Below are 19,635 nucleotides of genomic sequence, written 5' to 3'. Positions count from 1 at the left end.
AATATTTTTTACCTTTTACGATATAACAATAAATAAAATACAATACCAACACAACCAGCCTTCGTGCAACTTTGTGTATTCGTGGCTGATATTTTCATACAAAATAAAAAAAATAAAACTTAAACAGTTTCTTATATTGTAGTAAAATTTTAAGGATAATAAATTGTTGAAAATATTCTCATATGTAGATTAGTAAAATTTGTTATCTTTGCGCTAATAAAGAAAAATAATGTTTCTTCAAAAAATATCGTTGATCAATTTTAAGAACTACCGGGAAGCTGATTTGAGTTTCTGCGAGAAGATCAACTGCTTTGTTGGTGATAATGGCGAAGGCAAGACCAACCTGCTCGATGCCATACATTATCTTTCGTTTTGTAAAAGCTATTTCAATCCAATCGATTCGCAGAATATTTTTCATGATTCCGATTTTTTTGTAGTACAGGGAATCTTTGAAAAAGAAAATAGCAGCGATAATGTGTACTGCGCACAGAAACGCAATGAACGCAAGCAATTCAAATTAAATAAAAAAGAATACGAGCGTTTGTCGGACCATATTGGATTGTACCCGCTGGTTATGATTTCTCCTGCCGACAGCGCGCTTATCATTGAAGGCAGCGAAGCCCGCAGGAAATATTTGGACAGCATCATTTCGCAGTTCGATAAAATTTATTTAGACGACCTTATTAATTATAATAAAGCGTTGTTGCAGCGCAACACCTTGCTGAAACATTTTGCCGAAACCCGCCGGTTCGAAAAGGCTTCGCTCGAAATATGGAACAAACAACTGGTAACACTTGGTGAAAAAATATTTTCGGTAAGAGTTGAATTCCTTGAGAATTTTCTTCCTATGTTTCGCGAACATTTCCGTTTTATTTCTGGCGGCAGGGAAGCTGTGAATATTGAGTACCAATCGCAATTGCATGATGGAAAATTTCAGCAGTTAATGGATGAGGCAATTGAACGCGACAGGGCTTTACAATACACTACTGTTGGTGTTCATAAAGATGATTTAAGTTTCAGTATTGAAAATTATCCTTTAAAAAAGTTTGGTTCGCAGGGCCAACAGAAGTCATTCCTGATTGCATTGAAACTGGCGCAGTTTGATTACACTAAGAAAACAAAGGGTTTTAAACCCATACTTTTATTTGACGATATTTTTGATAAATTAGATAATTTCAGGGTGCAGCAGTTGATGAAACTGGTTAGCGATAATAGTTTCGGGCAGGTATTTATTACCGATGCGCATCCCGAAAGAGTTGAGAATATTTTTAAAGAAATTAAAACAGAGCTTAAAGTTTTTACAATAAAACAGGGCGCTGTAGTTGACACAAAATATAGACCGGAATAATTATGGGCTGTGCAAACGAATACAAGATTCACGATTTGATCAATGCGCTGATGGATGATTACAATTTGTCGGATAAACTGAATGAAGTAAAGATAAATAAACTATGGCCCAAGGTGGTTGGGAAAATTATCAATAAACACACTAAGGCACTTTACTACCGCGATAAAAAACTTTATGTAACTCTTGATAATGCTGCGTTAAAAGAAGAAATGCATTACGCACGTGCAAAACTCATGAAGATGCTCAATAAGCAAGCAGGTGAAGAAATTGTTGTTGAAATTCTTTTTAAATAATCAGATTCTGTAATTTTTTTTACTATACATTTATTGTTCAACGTGCGATAGATATCTTTTGGCAAATTAAAATAATGAAAAACAGAATTATTCATAAACGTTTCGGAAAAATATAAACATATTTTATTATTACTTTTTAGAAAAAGTAAAGCAAAAATCGGAAAATTTTAAAGCTCCTGCCTGAATGACTCAGTCGGGCAGGCTGCGATGGTTGTTTGTCGCACGAGCATAGCTATCTAATCCACAACCATCACGACCATCATCGCACAAAAATCTGCCATGCCAAATTTTCCATTGCCTACGCGTAAATTTTTAATGGCATTCAGGAAATTTCATCGCAAAATAAGATTTGAATTTGTGTTGTTTGCACTGTGCTAAGAAAACGCTGTTTGAGCCCGATTTTCAATCGGGTGAGTTCGTTTTCGGGATAAAAATCAAATCGTAGCTTTTGTAGAAATTTCCTGATAGCCTTGACTTATTGATTCTTTTGTGTCAAGACAAAAGAATGTAAATAATATTTTTTTGAAGATGTCTATTAAGAGAATAATTTCACTTACTTTTGTGTAAAGAATAAAGAAAAATAATTTAAATAATATACTTATGAAAAAAACACTGTTCGTATTAATCGCAATTTTTATATCATTATCAACATTTGCACAGAAAGAAAAAATTGAATTGAAACTTACACTTCGCGATGGGAATGTTGTTTCGGGTACATCAGCGAGCATATCAACCGTATCGCTAAATACCGATTGGGGTAAACTTGAAATTCCAATTAAAGATGTTTCATCGCTTGAATTTGGTATTAATCCTGATGTTGCAAATAAAAGTAAAATCATCAATATGGTGAAAGCGATGAATGTTGCTGATGAAACAAAGCGTCAGGCTGCCTATGACGAGTTGGTAAAAATGGACATAGGCGCTATTCCAATCATTGATGAATATATTTATAGCAATGAATATACTACTTCTGAATATACTGATTATACTGCTGAAGCAGCTGTTAGCGAAATGAAAAGCACTTATGGCGTTGACGAAGGTTATAATGCAAAAGATATTGTTACCATTAATTATGAATATAATATAGGCGGTATTTTTTCTATAAAAGCCATTACTTTAAAAACCGAATACGGCGATCTGAATATTCCAAAAGAAAAAATCAAAGAAGCTGAAGTAACTTATTATAACATGGAAAACGGCGATAAATCTTTTAAAATTCTTGCCAATAAACATATAAGTGGAAATGAGAATGGTGGATGGCTAAATACAGGAATAAAAGTGAAAAGCGGACAGAAAATAAATATTACCTCGTCTGGTGAAATAGTACTGGAGAGCCTTTCGGGAAATAAATACACTCCTGATGGATCCAGCTCAGCCGATTATGAAGATTACAATACCGAGAGCACATATCCTTCATACGGAAACCTGGTATACAAAATTGGAGAAGATGGCACAATGATTAAAGCCGGTTCAAAATATTTTGGAACAGCTAAAGAAAGCGGAACCATTTTCCTTTCCATTTATGAAACGGTTTATAATTCCTCGAATACCGGTTTCTTTACAGCAAAAGTTTCAGTGAAGTGAAAATACATAACCGATATAAATAAAGTCCTGTCAATATTTCGGCAGGACTTTTTTTTTACAGATTTATTCTCTTAGAATTTTGAATTTATACCGATACGGAACAGATTTGCATTTTTCTTATTTTGTTCCTATCGGCATAACTCGTTCTAATCAAATTTTCTTTTGCATTCTTGATAAGAACGAGTATAATTCTTTGTTCGCTATAGCGAATTGGAGTTTATACTAATATTTTTTTGATATATCATTAAATAAATATGCCGCCTGCCTTGCACTCCTCGCTGTGATGCTGACCAGCGAGGCAGGTAGGCACTATACATTTGAACAGTTATTACAATGGGCTTAATTAACAAAGATTTCTATTATGGTTTTATGCTGATGGGTTATGGCAACTGGTTAAGTTAATCGTTATGAGTTAAAAGTTTTTTTTACAAACAACTTTTGCCATTCAACCAGACCAGCAGCTACAACCTACAACAGATATAAAAATAAATATTTTTTTTATAAAGAGCTAGTACGTACCTGCTTATTGGCTAGGCAAGCGGTACATTTATAAAGTTGCGTTTCTTCTTTACCAAACTGTTGTCCTTACAGGACAATCTTTTTATTTTATGTTGAACCAAAGTAATTTTTGAGAGCCAATATAACATTCGAGCCGGTCGTTTATTTTTAAATACGATGAAGATAAAGGACTGCCGGTGTAAACCAGGTCGCCGGTTTTAATAGTAATATATTGCGAAACATGTTGAATGATCTTATTAAAATTAAAAATCATTTCAGATGAATTGGATGTTAAAACTGTTTCGGAATTTATTTGTAATGAAAATGGGATGTTAAATAAATTGCTTATGGATGTTATGGGAATAAAATTTCCTAAAGGCGCTGAATTATCAAATGATTTTGCAGTATCCCATGGCTGGCTGTTTTTTTTACAATCAGCCAAAGTATCTGTTGCTGTTATATCTACGCCAATACCAATTTCATTATAATAAAGATGCGCGAATTTTTCCTGTATGTTTTTTCCCAGGCGTGATATTTTAATTACCAGGTTAACATTAGGAATAATAACAGGGGAGTGGTCGGGAATAAAAAATGGATGATTATTTTTTAGTAAACAGGTTTCGGGTTTTATAAAAAAAACAGGATGCGAAGAATTAAATTCGTTGTTTTTATAATTCCCTTCTATGCAAATAATTTTCATTTACCGTTCTTTTGGATATTGACAGATGCTTTATTGAATCCCCTGAGTTTAATGGCAGTGATCAGTTTTTTTGTGAACAGTGGAAAATCGCTTTTCATCATCCAGTCGTAATATGAAGGTTCTGATTTAAAAATATCTTCAACCGGTTTTCCTTTATGTTTCCCGAAATTGAACACTTCAACTTGTTTCTGATTATAAACAATGTGCCCGACAAAATCGGCAAAGTGCAAGTTGAATGAAAAATTGTGCAATGCCTGTACATCATTTTTTATTGGAATACTGCTCACATCATCATTGTCGGTATATTCTGTTTCTTTGTATTTATCAAGCTGTGCTTTCAGTATTTCGTAAGTTGCAATTGTATCGGCTTCGGCGCTGTGAGCATCTTCATGCTCTTTATTGCAGTAGAAACGGTATGCAGCGCTGAGTGTGCGTGGTTCCATTTTGTGAAAGATGTTCTGTACATCAACAAAACGGCGATTGCGTAAATCAAAGTCGATACCTGCTCTTAAAAATTCTTCAACAATAAACGGGATATCGAATTTGTTAGAATTATATCCGGCTAAATCGCAGTTTGAGAAAAAAGTGTTCAGCTCGTTTGCAATTTCCGAAAAAGAGGGTTCGTTTTTTACATCTTCATTTGTGATTCCGTGAATTGCCGTAACTTCAGGGGGAATAGGAATACCGGGGTTTATGCGGCGTGTGAGAATTTCTTTTTCTGAATTTGGTAAAAGTTTTAAAATACATATTTCAACAATGCGGTCGGTTACAATATTGGTTCCGGTTGTTTCAATATCAAAAAAAGCCAGAGGCTTCGATAGTGTTAGTTCCATAAATAATTTATTAGTTTAGTTTTTTTGTTCGTTTACTGGTGCAATCTCTGGCTCTTTAACAATAGCAGGCAACATAATGTCTTTGAAAATTTCAGTATTACTGTTGCGATCAGAAACACTTATATCTTCCGAATATTTTTCATAACCTTCAGCAATAACATTAATTTTATAATCGCCCGGTGGTAGTATGATAAGAAATTTTCCATTCAGAACATTGGGATGATATTTCCCGAAAACTTTCTGAGTGGATTTATCAATAACAGAAATGTCAACAGGAATTTTTTTAGTGGTGTTATTATTTTTTACTAATGTATCATTGTTTTTTACGGCAAGATCATTATCGGTTAACTGTATCAGTGAATCTTTTTGCAGTGTATCGGAAAGTGCAAGTGCTTTGTAAATATTCATGGAATCATTATTTAATAAGGTGCCCGAGAGAATAGTATAAGCGGGGTCAATATCATTAAAAATGATTTTATAAATATCTAAACCACCGTAACCGCCGGGGCGTGATGATGCAATATAGGCATGACGTCCGGTAGATGAAAAACTGATGGTCATGTCATCATCGGTAGTATTAATGGGGTATCCAAGGTTTTCTGGCTTGCTCCACGAATCATCTTTTTCATTCCATGTGCTTTTAAAAATATCATATCCTCCCATACTGTTATGCCCTTCGGAACAGAAATAAAGTGTTTTCCCATCAGCAGAAAAATAGGGATAATCTTCATCATAAATAGTATTGACTGGTTCTCCGATATTTTCTGCCGGTCCCCATGCACCATTTGAAAGTTTCTTGGAAATGTATAAATCCATGCCACCGGCTTCTTCATTTCTATCACTCGAAAAAACTATATATTTTTTATCGGGTGTAATTGCTGCAGAAGTTTCGAGTTTGCTGGAATTGATATTTTCTCCAAGATAAACAGGCTTGGTAAAAGATTTACCTTTTTTTTCCGACATCAGTACTTCGTTCATTGCTGTATAATTATCGCAATAAATAAATAGTTTGGTACCATCGCTTGAAATACCTACGGATTCTTCTACCAGTTCAGAATTAATAAGTGGTCCTACACTTTTTGCTTTTGTCCATTTATCATATTTCTGATAAGAAATATAAATATCAGATGTAGGATATCCATCGAAGTCGGTCATCCCGCCTGTATTTCCAGCGCGTTTGGAAGTGAAAACCAGGAATGATTCATCACCGGGAATGTATGGATTATATTCTGCGTAAGCGGTATTTATTTCCGGGCCTGCATTTTCTATTGTAACATTTACCGGTTTGCTGATTTTTGATTTTGCTTCTTCACACATTTGAATCATACGCTGTGATGAAACATAATAATTTTCTTTTCCGCCGGTAACATTATAATATTTTTTAAAATATTTTATGGCTTCATCAGGTTTGTAATTGATAAGATAGGCCCGTCCTAATTCATACCACACAAAATTTTCAACTTTCGGATCGGCAGAAGCTTTTAATAAATAAGGAATGGCTTTTGATTTATCAATGTTCAAATTAAGATAACACAAGCCAACACGCATGTTATATAATAGATTATTGGAATCGTTTTTTAATAAATTCAAATATTCTTCAAGAGCATCTTTATAGTTTTCAAGAGAAAAATTATCCTTGGCAGCTTTGCTGTTTCCCTGGTTTTCTGTTTGGGAAAACAAATTCATTGTCAGAAAAAAATAATTTAAAATAAGAATCGTGAAAAAATATTTCTTCATAAGCATAATAAATTGTTGACCAAATTACAATTTTTGTAATAATAGCAACAAGCAACATTATCAAAAGTTTTGAACAAAAAACAGAAGAATGTTAATTGGAATGAAAAATTATTTTGATGTTCTGCCTAACAAACGGAATCCTTTAAAAATAATATTCAGGTCGTTTGAAATTTTGAAATCGCGGGCATACATCATATTCAGGCGGGAGATCATTTCATTATCGAGTTTTCCTTTACTGAAAGCATCAGCAGGATTCAATATGCTTTTCCTGATCCGCGGAAGTTTAAATGCTTCATCATTATAATAATATCCGACCCATGTACGATATGCAACCAAAACGCCGAAAATATTCCGGAAATAACCCAGGATGTTTTTTACAATGAAAATTGAAACAGGAGTGAGGATTAATAAAATCATTGAAACAACTATGTCAAGAAAACGCTTGTTGCGCTTATTACTTGCTTTACTGATAGAATTAATATTTATAATATACAGGTCGCCCGAAGTGTCAATGGAATTACTTCCTATAATATATAAACTTTCGGGAGGGGCAATTTTATAATCAACTTGTAAATCTTTCAGCTCCGACATTTTATTTATGATATCCTGTGGACTAAGGTTTTTGGCGCAAAAGATAACTTCATCAATTTTATATATTTCAATGATTTCTTTTATCTGGTAAATGTTTCCTATAAAACCATTTCCTTTATTATTTGTTTCGGGAATATTTACCAGTCCTATAAAATTAGGATTGATGCTGGTTTGCCTTAGAAGGTTGGTTACACGTTCTGCTTCTTCTTTATCTCCGACAATAATAAAATTACGGTTTTCGCCTGAGTCGAACCGATAATGTTTTATTCCTGATAAATAAAAGATGAAGCGCATCAGGTACATTGCAACAACCGACCATGCTGCACCAATGATTATAAGCGCTCTTGAGTAACGGAATTCTTCATTTAAAAGAGCATAAATAACGAGGATTATTGTTGTGCCTATAATTATTCCCCATAATATTTTTAACGGACGGAAAGGTTTGTCATAACCGCCACTTAAAAATACAGCAAGAAGCCATACGAAAATATATGCAGGAATGACCAGTAAAATATATTCTTCTGGATAATGTCCTCCTCGGGTGAAAAGGATATTATGTTCCCAATAATCTTTTAAAAAATAAAATCCTAAATAAATTACGCAGGCATCGAGCAGGGGAATTATTATTTTTTTCAGGAAACGGTATGCGATTGCCATGTATGCTCTTAGGTAAATGGCAAAGTGAATGAGTATCGAGAATAATTTCGCGCTTTTATTTGTAAAATGTTTTCGCGCGAAAATGATCATGGCATTATAAAATACGATGACGTAATTTATACTGCTTTTTTTAGTGCTTTCGCCTTTGTAATGAATGATGCGGGTTTCGGGGAAATAATAATTCTTATATCCTTCTTTAATTATACGGTACGACAGGTCGATATCTTCGCCATACATAAAAAATGTTTCATCAAAAAGACCTGTCTTTTCAAGTGTTTTCTTGCGAAGCAACATAAATGCACCGGCCAGGATTTCAACAGGGTGAATTTTATCTTTATCAAGATAGCCCAAATGATATTTCCCGAAAATCTTTGATTTTGGAAATAAATGAGCTAACCCTGAAATTTTATAAAAAGCAACGATGGGTGTAGGCAATCCTCTTTTTGATTCAGGAAGAAATTTCCCTTTGCCGTCAATCATTTTAACTCCAAGTCCGCCGGCGTCGGGGTGAGCGTCCATGAATGATATGGTTTTTGAAAATGTACTTTCTTCTACTACGGTATCAGGATTTAAAACAAGAACGTATTCTCCTTTTGAAATATTTATTGCCTGGTTATTGGCTTTAGAAAATCCAAAGTTTGTTTTATTCTCGAGCAAAATAACATTGGAAAATTTCTCTTTTACCATTTTACATGAACCATCAACGGAATTATTGTCTACCACAATAATTTCCGATTCAATATTTCTGCATGCGGCAACAACGGATGACAGGCACTGTTCGAGGAAATACTTTACGTTGTAGTTTACAATGATTACAGATAATTTCATGAAATGAATAAAAGACAAAATTATTGAATTAACTCATAACGAACAAAAAATATTATTGTTGTATATGTATTATCAATTTAAATAATTATATAGAAAGATACATGAATTTATTTATAGTTGTATGTAAATGAATTAATTTAAAAATTTATAGACAAACAGGGAAATTATTTATACTATCATAAAATATAAGAAAATGTTTTTTGATATTTGATAAAAACTATATATTTTTGCTAACTTATTTTGAATAAGTTTTTTTATTGAACCAAAACCCATAAAACCATAAAAAAATGAAAAGAATTTTTCTATTTCTGTTTGTTTTGATTTTATCAAATTCACTATTAGCACAAACACCGCTACAGAAAGCGGATACAGCATTTAAAAACAAAGATTATGTTAGTGCTGTGAAATATTATAATAAAGCTTTAGGTAAAGCTACTCCCGATCAGGTTACACGTATCAATTTTAAAATGGGAGAATGCTACAGGTATGGTAATAATTACACAGAAGCTAAAAACTGGTACCAGAAAGCTATTGATTCCGGATGTAATGACAGTATGCTTTATTATCACATGGGAAACATGCTTTTAAAATTAGGCAGCTATTCAGATGCGATCACATATTTTGAAAAATACCTCACAGTTAAACCCAATGATCAACTTGCTAAAATTAAAATTGAATCTTGTCAGTTAGGTTTAAAAAGTAAGACTAATAAACCTTTGCATGAAGTTAAGGTAGAATCTAATTTATGTTCCACAACCAGTGATTATGGAATTGCATATTTAAGCAGCACTAAAGTTGTTTTGGCATCAACACGTATGGATTTATTAGGCAAATACGATCCGGCAACCATGCAGGGTTTCTCTGACTTATATGAATCAACATACAATACCGATAAAAAAGAATGGTCGAAACCTTCTGCATTCAAGGGACCTGTAAATACCAGTTTTAATGAAGGAACATTCACATACAGCACCAAATCCAAAATAGGATATTATATGCAGTGTAATGGTGAAACAGGTAAAAAAACCAATTGTAATATTATGTGTTCTGAATATAATGAGAATGCTGATTCATGGGGTACACCAAAAATTTTCGATTATAACAGCAATACATTTAGTGTTGGTCATCCTTCTATAAGCATTAATGACAGTGTTATGTATATTGTTTCAGATATGCCCGGAGGTTTTGGAGGAAAAGATATTTATATCATTAAAAAAACTGATGGAAAATGGGGGCAACCTGAAAACTTAGGTACATTAATCAATACTATTGGTGACGAAATGTTTCCATTCCTGTCGGGAGATTCATTATTGGTTTTTGCTTCTGACGGTCAGCCCGGTTTTGGCGGACTTGATATTTTTACCAGCAAAATTTCAAAAGGAAAATATGGTAAACCTGTTAACATGATGTATCCATTCAATACCAGCTTTGATGATTTTGGTTTAATTTTTATAAACTTAAAAGATGAAGGGTTCTTCTGTAGTAACCGTACCGGCGGAGTTGGCGATGATGATATTTATTCCTATTCAAAAATCCCTGTTATATTAACAGCTGTAGGATATGTAAGAGATAAACAAACTGAAAAAGGTTTGGATAATGCCATAGTATATTTTAAAGGAAGCGACGGAAGTATTGATTCGGCTATTACTGATAATAAAGGAAAATATGAGTTCACAAGAATGAAACCGAATATGAAATATACAATAAAAGGAACTCGTGACGGTTACCTTAACGATAGTAAAAAATTCAATACCGATAATGATATTTATTCACGCAGTTATAATAAAGACGGAGGATACGACCTCGATTTCGCTTTAATTAAAATTACTAAAGAAGAAGTGAAGATCAATAATATCTTTTATGATTATGATAAAGCCGACTTACGTCCTGAATCAAAAGTTGAATTAGATGTACTTGTAAATATTCTGAAAGAAACACCTGATGTTAATGTTCAGATAAGTTCACATTCCGATGAACGTGGAGCCGAGAAATATAATACAGAGCTATCACAAAGAAGAGCACAGTCTGTTGTTGATTATCTAATTTCCTGCGGAATCAGTTCATCAAGGTTAATTGCAAAAGGATATGGTTTTGCTATGCCTGTAATCAAAGGTGCAAAAACGGAAGAAGAACATCAGAAAAACCGTCGTACTACTTTTAAAATATTAAGTTCAAATGCAACCAGTTCTTCTGAAACGTATACTGAACCAACAACGACGAATACAGGATTAAGTAAATATTATGTCATTTCTGGTGCATACAATACTCAGAATGAAGCTGACGATGCTGTAGAAACATTAAAGAAAGCAGGTTATTCAAAAGCATTTGTTGTAGGATTGTATGAAACGAATAAATGGCGTGTTGCATTTGCTGAATATAAAAACAAAGCAGAAGCATCTACTGCACTTGAAAGTATTAAAAAAGTATATCCATCAGCATGGGTATATGAAAAAAAATAGGTTTTAAATTAAAAATGTATTACTTTTGCACTATAATTAAATCACTTAACACATGAAAAAGATTTTTACAACTATTATGTTCCTGGTTGCTATTGTTCTTTCCGGTTTTTCCCAGAACGATATACAATTCAGTAATTACATGTTCAGTGAAATAACTTATAATCCTGCAATGGCAGGTATTTCGGGCACTTTAGATGCTACATTGTTAACCCGTCAGCAATGGACAGGTTTCGATCAGGCTCCTCAAACACAACTGTTAAGCGCAAATACGTATGTTGATAAAATGTCAGGTGGTGTTGGATTAAACATGATCATTGATAAACTTGGTTATGAAAACAGTGTCAATTTTAAATTGATGTATGCTTATCAGATGTTTTTAAATGAGAGCAGCCGTTTATCATTTGGCTTGGGATTCGGGATGCTCAACAAAGGACTTAAAGGTAATGAGCTTATATATGATGATATGAATGATCCAAACGGTATTTATGTTAATGATACAAAAACAAAACCCGATTTTGACTTTGGTGTAGCTTATAACACTAACAAACTTTGTATAGGAGCATCAGTAACTCATATAGAAAAACCTATTGATAAAGCTACCGCATTACAGGTTCCAAGACATTATTATGTTTATGCCAAATATAAAATCAAAGCAAGCGAAAAACTCAATATTATACCTTCAGTGAAATTTAAGAGTGCAGGATTTATTTCGCAGGTTGATATTTCTGCCCTTGCATTCTATGCTAATCGTTTTTGGGTAGGAGCAACTGTAAGACCTGGTGATGCAATTGTTGGGTTACTTGGTGTTGACATAACAAGAAACATAAGGATTGGATATTCTTACGATGCTAACATGGGAGCTATAAAATCATATAGCGGTGGTTCGCACGAAATATTACTCATGGCATCATTCGATGTATCTAAAAAAGTTATCCCTACTAAAACTCCGCGTTTCTTCAATTAAAAGAAATATTTTAAAATATATCAAAAAGCTGCAGTAATGCAGCTTTTTTTGTTTTTATATAAATATTTTATATATTAATAGTTCGTTAAGTTTTTACAAAATGCAGATAATTACAGATTTCTCGCTATTGCTCGAAATGACAAAATAATACTGCATTTTGTCATTTTGAAGAATGAAAAATCTCAAAGCATAACGAACTATTGTTATATCAATGATTTTCAAAAAACTAATTTCCTAACTTCTTTTTATTTCTAAAAATAATTTTTATCTTTGCACCCCCTAATTAATAAAAATTAAAAAACGGAGTATTAACACCTTCCGCAAATCATCCCGAAAATAAATAGGGCGGGAAATGAAGAGTGGAATACAAATTAAACTATTATGACTGAAAATGAAAATGTAGTTGAAGAAACTACTAACAAAGTTGAGAACACACAGCCTGCCGATTTTGATTGGAATGCGATTGGAAAAAAACACGACAATTACAGCAAAGACGAAAGAAAAAAACTTGAGGAGATTTACAACAATACCCTCAGTTCAGTTATCGAACATGAAGTAATTGACGGAACTGTTGTTGCTAAAAATAACCGTGAAGTTGTTGTTAACATCGGTTACAAATCTGACGGAATTATTTCTTTATCTGAATTAAGATATAATCCTGACCTGAAAGTTGGCGACAAGATTGAAGTTTATGTTGAAAGCCAGGAAGACGGTACAGGTCAGCTTTTACTTTCACACAAGAAAGCACGTGTTTTACGTTCATGGGAACGCGTTAACCAATCATTGGAAAATGATGAAATTATCCAGGGATATGTTAAATGTCGTACAAAAGGTGGTTTAATCGTTGATGTATTCGGTATTGAAGCATTCTTACCCGGATCACAGATTGATGTTAAACCTATTCGCGATTATGATGTATTTGTTGGAAAAACCATGGAATTTAAAGTGGTTAAAGTTAACCATGAATATAAGAACGTAGTTGTATCACATAAAGCGCTTATTGAAGCTGAACTTGAATTGCAGAAAGCTGAAATTATCAGCAAACTTGAAAAAGGACAGATACTTGAAGGTACCGTTAAGAACGTCACATCATATGGTGTATTCATTGACCTTGGCGGTGTCGACGGTTTGATTCATATTACCGATTTGTCATGGGGACGTATAAATCATCCTGAAGAAATTGTTACCCTTGATCAGAAAATAAATGTTGTTATCCTTGATTTTGATGATAACAAGAAACGTATTGCTCTTGGATTGAAACAGCTTACTTCTCATCCATGGGATTCACTGGATGCTAATTTAAAAGTTGGCGATAAAGTAAAAGGAAAAGTTGTTGTAATTGCCGATTACGGTGCATTTATCGAGATAGCAGCAGGAGTTGAAGGTTTGATCCATGTTTCTGAAATGTCATGGTCGCAGCATTTACGTAGCGCCCAGGACTTCCTGAAAGTTGGTGATGAAGTGGAAGCTATCATACTTACTCTCGACAGAGAAGAACGTAAAATGTCGCTTGGCATTAAACAACTTATCCCCGATCCATGGACAAACATTATTCAGAAATACCCTGTAAATTCAAAGCATTCAGCCGTTGTTCGCAACTTTACCAACTTTGGAATATTTGTTGAATTAGAAGAAGGTGTTGATGGTTTAATACATATCAGCGATCTTTCATGGTCGAAGAAAATTAAACATCCTGCTGAATTTACAAAAATCGGAGAAAAAATTGATGTGATTGTTTTGGAAGTGGATGTTGAAAACCGCAGACTAAGCCTTGGACACAAACAATTGGAAGAAAACCCATGGGATGTTTTTGAAACTGTTTTCACTGTAGATTCAGTTCATAAAGGAACAATTGTATCTGCTGCTGAAAAAGGCGTTGTTGTTGCTCTTCCTTATGGTGTTGAAGGATTTGCTCCTTTACGTCATATCCAGAAAGAAGACGGAACTACAGCAAAGGTTGACGAAGCATTGGATTTTAAAGTGATCGAGTTCTCAAAAGAAAACAAGAAGATCATAGTTTCTCATACTAAAATTTTCCAGGATAAAGCTGCAGCAGAAAAAACTGCTGAGAAAACTGATGCCAAACAAAAAGAAAAAGGAACTAAAAAAGCAGTTAAAAAAATTAAAGATAATTTAGAAAAAACTACTCTTGGCGACCTTGATGTATTGGCTAACCTGAAAACAGAAATGGATCAAAAAGTTGTAAAGAAAGCTAAAAAAGATGAAACTTCAGAAGAAGCTGAAGAATCAAAAGAAGAATAATTTAATTATATAAAGTTAATTTTCGAGCGCCCATCATTTCTGATGGGCGCTCTTGTTTTATTAATTATTTTGTTTTATTCTTTTACAATTTTTTTTGTAAAAATTTCTTTGTCTGTTGTTACTCGTATTATATAAACTCCGTTTGGTAAGGTATTCAAGTCAACAGATGTGGAATTGCTGTTACTCATGACATGTTTAATAACCTGTCCATTTATATTTAAAATTTTGATATTAGAATTTATCGATGATTCAATGAAAACAATATTGTTAGTATTGTTTTCATATATTTTTATTGTTGGAGAACCAGGAATTATATTTTCTAATCCTGTTAATATTATTGAACAATCAGTCATCGATGTATCAGAAATAAATTTTGAAAGAGATACTGCATATTCAAAATAAATACCATTATAATTGATCAGATCACCTGTAAAACCAACTTCGCGAACAAGACAAGGGAATTGAGGATGATTAAAATTGTATCGGGTATAATATTTATTGCAATAAAAAATAGAATCGATGCTTGTAACTATAATAGTATCTCCCTGATCTATGAATTGCGTTGAGTACCATTTTGAAATATTAGGTAAAGTATCACCAACTGTGAGATTAAAATCATACCATAATTGTTCTGTATTGTCGTTAGCAGGGATAACAAATGCGCGGTTGTTTAAATCATTCCTGAAAGCAAGATGGTATTGAAAAGGTGCATCAATCTGAAATGAATTTGCACCAGTTTGATGCACCGGAGCCATATACATTTTAATATATGCATTGCTGTTAATTAATGTATCCTTGCCTGTTTTATAAAGCCTGGAGTAGCATGTAGGCGGGGAGCCTATCTGGTAATATGAAACCCATATAGCATTTTCGGAAATTGCTTTTTGATTCTGACCATTGGTTGATATTACCAGAATACAACAAAGTGATATAATTAAAGAAAGTATTTTTATTTTCATGATTGAAGAATTTTATTTCTATATGAATAATATAATATCTTAACTATTTAGTTTTAATCTTTCTGTAATTTCAATTCAAATTAAAGAAATAATAAAATTGCATACAAATAAATTATAAATCATTTAAAATGCAATAAAACATATAAGGTTGTTAAAAAGTTTTAAATATAGGATGGTATTTTCATTTTTTTATATATTTGTGATGAACTAAAAAACAAACTTCTATATGATAAAAAAAATACTTTTAACTTTTGCATTGATAATTTCAGGAACTTTTCTGTTAAATGCACAAGCTCCATGTACTCCAGACATAAGCTATACTACTCCTGGTGCATATCCAGATACAATTACCAATATACCCCATGCACAGGTTGCTGTGCCTTACAGTACTTCAATAACAGTTGTAGTACCTGCTGATACAGTTACTACTTATGGTACAATTGCTATTGATTCAGTAAACTTTTCATCAATATTAGGATTGCCTGCTACTTTTACTGCTACACCTGATAAAACAGGTTGGCCTGGTGGATCAAATGGATGTGTTTTAATTACAGGTACACCTACAGATACAATGGAAGGTAAAACATATAAACTAACTATTAATACAACTATTCATGCAATGTATGGTATGTATACTGTTCCATATCCTTTTTCCGGTTATAAATTAGTTGTCGATTCTTCAAGCGGTTTTGCTGTATTGAATACGAATAAATTTGCGATGGAACAAAATTCACCAAATCCTTTTTCAAAAAATACTTCGGTTACTTTCACATCACCAAATAATGGAAAATATTCTTTTACTATACTCAATGTAATTGGTGAAAAAGTTTTTGAAAAAACAATTGATGCATCAACTGGTGAAAATAAAATTGAGTTTTCATCCAACGGATTACCTTCCGGAATTTATTTGTATAAGTTGAGTAATAATACTACAACTTTAACCAAAAGAATGATCATCGAAAAGTAATGTCATTTAAACTTACGATTCTGGGTTGTAGTTCTGCAACACCTACTGTCGAAAGACATTCAAGCGCTCAGGTACTCAATGTAAATGAGCGCTTATTTTTGATTGATTGCGGAGAAGGTGCGCAAATACAAATGCGCAGGTTTAAAATAAAATTCCAACGTATCGACCATATCTTTATTAGCCATCTTCATGGCGACCATTATTTAGGATTGATGGGGTTGTTGTTTACATTGCATTTATTGGGACGAAAGAAAGAACTCCATTTATACGCCGATAATGACCTGAAAGAAATTCTTGACATACAGCTTGAAATTTCAAAAACAACACTTGTGTATCCGTTGATATTTCACCCTGTTGACAGTACGCTTTCAGAAATAATTTATGAAGATAAAAATATTGTTGTCCGAACCATTCCATTAGATCATAGAATTCCTACTACAGGGTTTCTGTTCATCGAAAAACAAAAAGAAAGAAAAATTAAAAAAGAAATTTTACAGAAAATTGATATTCCTGAAGAAGCTTTTGATTCCATTAAAAAAGGTCATGGTTTTACTGATGTGAATAAGAAATATCATAGTAATGCAGAACTTACTATTGCCGGACCGAAGTCCGTTTCATACGCTTATTGTTCCGACACTGGTTATACGGATTCTTATCTTTCAATTATTAATGGTGTTGATTTGTTATATCATGAAGCCACATTCCTTCGTGATAAAGAAAAAAGTGCACGCGAAAAATTTCATTGCACTGCTTACGATGCAGCAACTATTGCAAATAAAGCCAAAGTGAAAAAGTTGATGTTAGGTCATTACTCAGCCCGTTATGATGACCTTTCCCCATTACTTGAAGAAGCTAAGAAAGAATTTAATAACAGTATTCTTGCTGAAGAAGGAATGACGTATGATATTTCTTAGGGAATTTTTTTGATAAAAAAATAGAAATTAGAAATCAAATCTAATCCGTCGCTTCAAATCAAAAATCTTAAATTATTTTTATAAACCCAAGTAAAAAGTTTATAGGAATAGCGGCTAGTTAGGGTAATAGTTATTTGTAGAAAGAAAAATTCCATCGCAACATATTTCGATAAACTCAATATGACGGCATGCGCACGGTCAGGCTGAGTTCATCGAAGCCAGATGATGTATAAAATGTGATTTGATTTTCTTTCGACTTTAAATTATCAACCAACCCAGTAGCTCAACCCAAAACCATATGACAAATATTCAATTCTGAATTCTGAATTCTAAAATAGTATTATTCTTTCTCGTACGCCCCAATATCAGGCGCAGTGTTGGTTGTGCGGTTATGGCGTAAAATATCGAAAGGAACATAATTTGCAATACTGAGAGCGCCTTTGTTAATTGCAGGCGATGTGCTGTTCAGACTGTAATCAGTAGCAGATACATCAGTAAAATCAGGGTTTTGATTGAAAAAACAATTCAAACAATTTGCAGTGAAAGATGCTGCGGTATCTAACTTTGTTTTAATAAGGCAATGGTCAAAATTATAATTAAATAATGCACCTGATTTTTTATCAAGATATAATTCATCATCAACAGTGCCGTAAATTATACAATTTCCAAAATATGCTTTTTCCAGATCCCTGTATTGGGTAATTCCATTTATATCTTCATACCAATTATTAAGTACTAGTGATGGTGTTTGCCTGTTTGACTGGGTCCAATAATTCCCGATAGTACAATGTTTAAAATCATATTTTCCGCCAATATTCAGAATTACTCCGTATTGACCGCAGTTTCCAATGACACAATTTTCGGCTTCAATCCATGTTCCCTGGAAATACATTCCTGCGGCACTCATATTTTCAATAATCGTGTTGCTAATTTTTAAAGCAGGTTCGTTGCAATTATCACCAAGTGTATCAACATGAATTCCAACAATTCCATTTTTAATAATGGCATGGTCTATTTTATTTTTACTTCCGCGTGAAATCCAAATACGGCTCCATTGGCCGGGAACATCCTGGTAATATGATTCCAATCGGTCACCCTGGAAAATTACAGGGTTGCCAAGAGTACCTTCAATATTTAAACTGCCATCCCTGTAAATCCATAGTACTGCATTATTGTGCAAATATACTTTTGTATTTTCTTTGATTGTAAGCGTGCATGCTGAGTCAACAACAGCGTACCCATATATTACATGCGGTTTGTCATTTGTCCAAACAGCATCACAAGGAATAACCGAATACCAGGGATTACTTGTTGGATATTTTGGAGTATGATAATAGGCATTCTGCCCCCAGGCTACAAGCTGAACTTTTTGAAGGTTTCCATTCGTTTCAAAAAGAATAGAATCAGAAATCACAAAAGGGGAATTACTATTATTCGGGTCAACAGTAACTTTTACGAAAATATATATACTGTCTTTTGCTTCCATTTGAATTTCCGATAAGTTGGTTGTAGCAACACCATCAATGTTTATACTAAACTGTGAATTGGTATTACCAGCAAGGCGAATATTGGAAATGTTTATTTTATTGTCATACGGATTGTATACTTTAACCTGCCTGGTTATTGAGCCTATGGTAGTGAAAACAGTGTCGAAAATAAGGGTGTCGGTAGAGAATTGCAGTTTAGCCGATGAGTCCGTTATGAGTTTTTCTTTTTTACATGAAGTGATTGTTATAACAACAAATATCATTATAAACAAAAATGCTTTCGGAATATATTGAATGCTTTTTCCTTTCATATTTCTATACGGCAAAATTAATCAAATATGATTATTTACGTAGTTAATTAATTATTATTGTACATAACCTTATAAATTAAATTTCGTATGATATATAATATTAGATATTTAATGATTTTAAATATTTGAAATTTATCTATAAAAAAAATGGATTAACCGACAGAAAAATTGAAAAAAAGATAAAAATTAACATTGATGTCCGAGAAAAAATAGGCAAGCATACCCAAAGTTATTGATATACTT

14 protein-coding genes are annotated in these 19,635 nt (G+C 33.1%); 8 read left to right on the top strand and 6 right to left on the bottom strand.

Annotation, left to right across the window (positions count from 1 at the left end; genetic code table 11):
• The first annotated feature begins 229 nt into the window (after nt 1-229).
• The 3 genes from PKK00_06400 (at nt 230) to PKK00_06390 (ending at nt 3,225) form a co-directional block, all read left to right on the top strand.
• The gene (locus PKK00_06400; protein HNW98023.1) at nt 230-1,348 is read left to right on the top strand and encodes a DNA replication/repair protein RecF; all 1,119 of its coding nucleotides are present in this window, start codon (nt 230-232) and stop codon (nt 1,346-1,348) included.
• Between the two features lie 2 nt (nt 1,349-1,350).
• The gene (locus PKK00_06395) at nt 1,351-1,641 is read left to right on the top strand and encodes a DUF721 domain-containing protein (protein HNW98022.1); all 291 of its coding nucleotides are present in this window, start codon (nt 1,351-1,353) and stop codon (nt 1,639-1,641) included.
• A 600-nt stretch (nt 1,642-2,241) separates the two neighbouring features.
• Nucleotides 2,242-3,225, top strand: coding sequence for a hypothetical protein (locus PKK00_06390; protein HNW98021.1), 984 nt, complete (start codon nt 2,242-2,244; stop codon nt 3,223-3,225).
• A 601-nt stretch (nt 3,226-3,826) separates the two neighbouring features.
• On the opposite strand, the gene PKK00_06385 is transcribed toward PKK00_06390, so the two are convergent.
• The 4 genes from PKK00_06385 to PKK00_06370 all read right to left on the bottom strand — a co-directional run bounded on the left by PKK00_06385 (nt 3,827) and on the right by PKK00_06370 (nt 9,069).
• Nucleotides 3,827-4,423, bottom strand: a complete 597-nt coding sequence (locus PKK00_06385) for a fumarylacetoacetate hydrolase family protein (protein HNW98020.1) — start codon at nt 4,421-4,423, stop codon at nt 3,827-3,829.
• Entirely contained in the window at nt 4,420-5,256 is an 837-nt protein-coding gene (locus PKK00_06380; GenBank protein HNW98019.1) for an exonuclease domain-containing protein, read from the bottom strand. The genes PKK00_06385 and PKK00_06380 overlap by 4 nt, the downstream gene beginning before the upstream one ends.
• 15 nt (nt 5,257-5,271) lie before the next feature.
• Nucleotides 5,272-6,993: a hypothetical protein gene (locus PKK00_06375; GenBank protein ID HNW98018.1), complete on the bottom strand. Its 1,722-nt coding sequence runs from the start codon at nt 6,991-6,993 to the stop codon at nt 5,272-5,274.
• Between the two features lie 108 nt (nt 6,994-7,101).
• The gene (locus PKK00_06370) at nt 7,102-9,069 is read right to left on the bottom strand and encodes a glycosyltransferase (protein HNW98017.1); all 1,968 of its coding nucleotides are present in this window, start codon (nt 9,067-9,069) and stop codon (nt 7,102-7,104) included.
• Nucleotides 9,070-9,356: 287 nt separating this feature from the next.
• Here PKK00_06370 and PKK00_06365 point away from each other — a divergent pair, with 287 nt between their 5' ends.
• The 3 genes from PKK00_06365 (at nt 9,357) to rpsA (ending at nt 14,754) form a co-directional block, all read left to right on the top strand.
• Complete coding sequence (locus tag PKK00_06365; GenBank protein ID HNW98016.1) at nt 9,357-11,528, top strand: OmpA family protein; 2,172 nt, start codon at nt 9,357-9,359, stop codon at nt 11,526-11,528.
• A 52-nt stretch (nt 11,529-11,580) separates the two neighbouring features.
• Complete coding sequence (locus tag PKK00_06360) at nt 11,581-12,492, top strand: type IX secretion system membrane protein PorP/SprF (GenBank protein HNW98015.1); 912 nt, start codon at nt 11,581-11,583, stop codon at nt 12,490-12,492.
• A gap of 381 nt (nt 12,493-12,873) precedes the next feature.
• Nucleotides 12,874-14,754, top strand: a complete 1,881-nt coding sequence (gene rpsA, locus PKK00_06355) for a 30S ribosomal protein S1 (protein ID HNW98014.1) — start codon at nt 12,874-12,876, stop codon at nt 14,752-14,754.
• 74 nt (nt 14,755-14,828) lie between these two features.
• Here the strand turns inward: rpsA and PKK00_06350 are convergent, their stop codons facing one another.
• Nucleotides 14,829-15,713: a T9SS type A sorting domain-containing protein gene (locus tag PKK00_06350; protein ID HNW98013.1), complete on the bottom strand. Its 885-nt coding sequence runs from the start codon at nt 15,711-15,713 to the stop codon at nt 14,829-14,831.
• 226 nt (nt 15,714-15,939) lie between these two features.
• On the opposite strand from PKK00_06350, the gene PKK00_06345 reads away from it, so the two are divergent.
• Together PKK00_06345 and PKK00_06340 are read left to right on the top strand one after the other, a co-directional pair.
• Entirely contained in the window at nt 15,940-16,680 is a 741-nt protein-coding gene (locus PKK00_06345; GenBank protein ID HNW98012.1) for a T9SS type A sorting domain-containing protein, read from the top strand.
• The gene (locus tag PKK00_06340) at nt 16,680-17,594 is read left to right on the top strand and encodes a ribonuclease Z (protein ID HNW98011.1); all 915 of its coding nucleotides are present in this window, start codon (nt 16,680-16,682) and stop codon (nt 17,592-17,594) included. Before PKK00_06345 ends, PKK00_06340 begins: the two co-directional genes overlap by 1 nt.
• 340 nt (nt 17,595-17,934) lie before the next feature.
• Here PKK00_06340 and PKK00_06335 read toward each other — a convergent pair whose 3' ends face one another.
• Nucleotides 17,935-19,392 carry a choice-of-anchor Q domain-containing protein gene (locus tag PKK00_06335; protein HNW98010.1) on the bottom strand — a complete coding sequence of 486 codons (1,458 nt, stop codon included), beginning with the start codon at nt 19,390-19,392 and terminating at the stop codon, nt 17,935-17,937.
• Between the last annotated feature and the right edge of the window lie 243 nt (nt 19,393-19,635).

The sequence above is a fragment of the Bacteroidales bacterium genome, from assembly GCA_035353855.1.
Taxonomy (GTDB): domain Bacteria; phylum Bacteroidota; class Bacteroidia; order Bacteroidales; family CG2-30-32-10; genus DAOQAK01.
The sequence above is the reverse complement of the archived record's forward strand: the minus strand, read 5'-3'. Positions and strand labels throughout refer to the sequence as shown.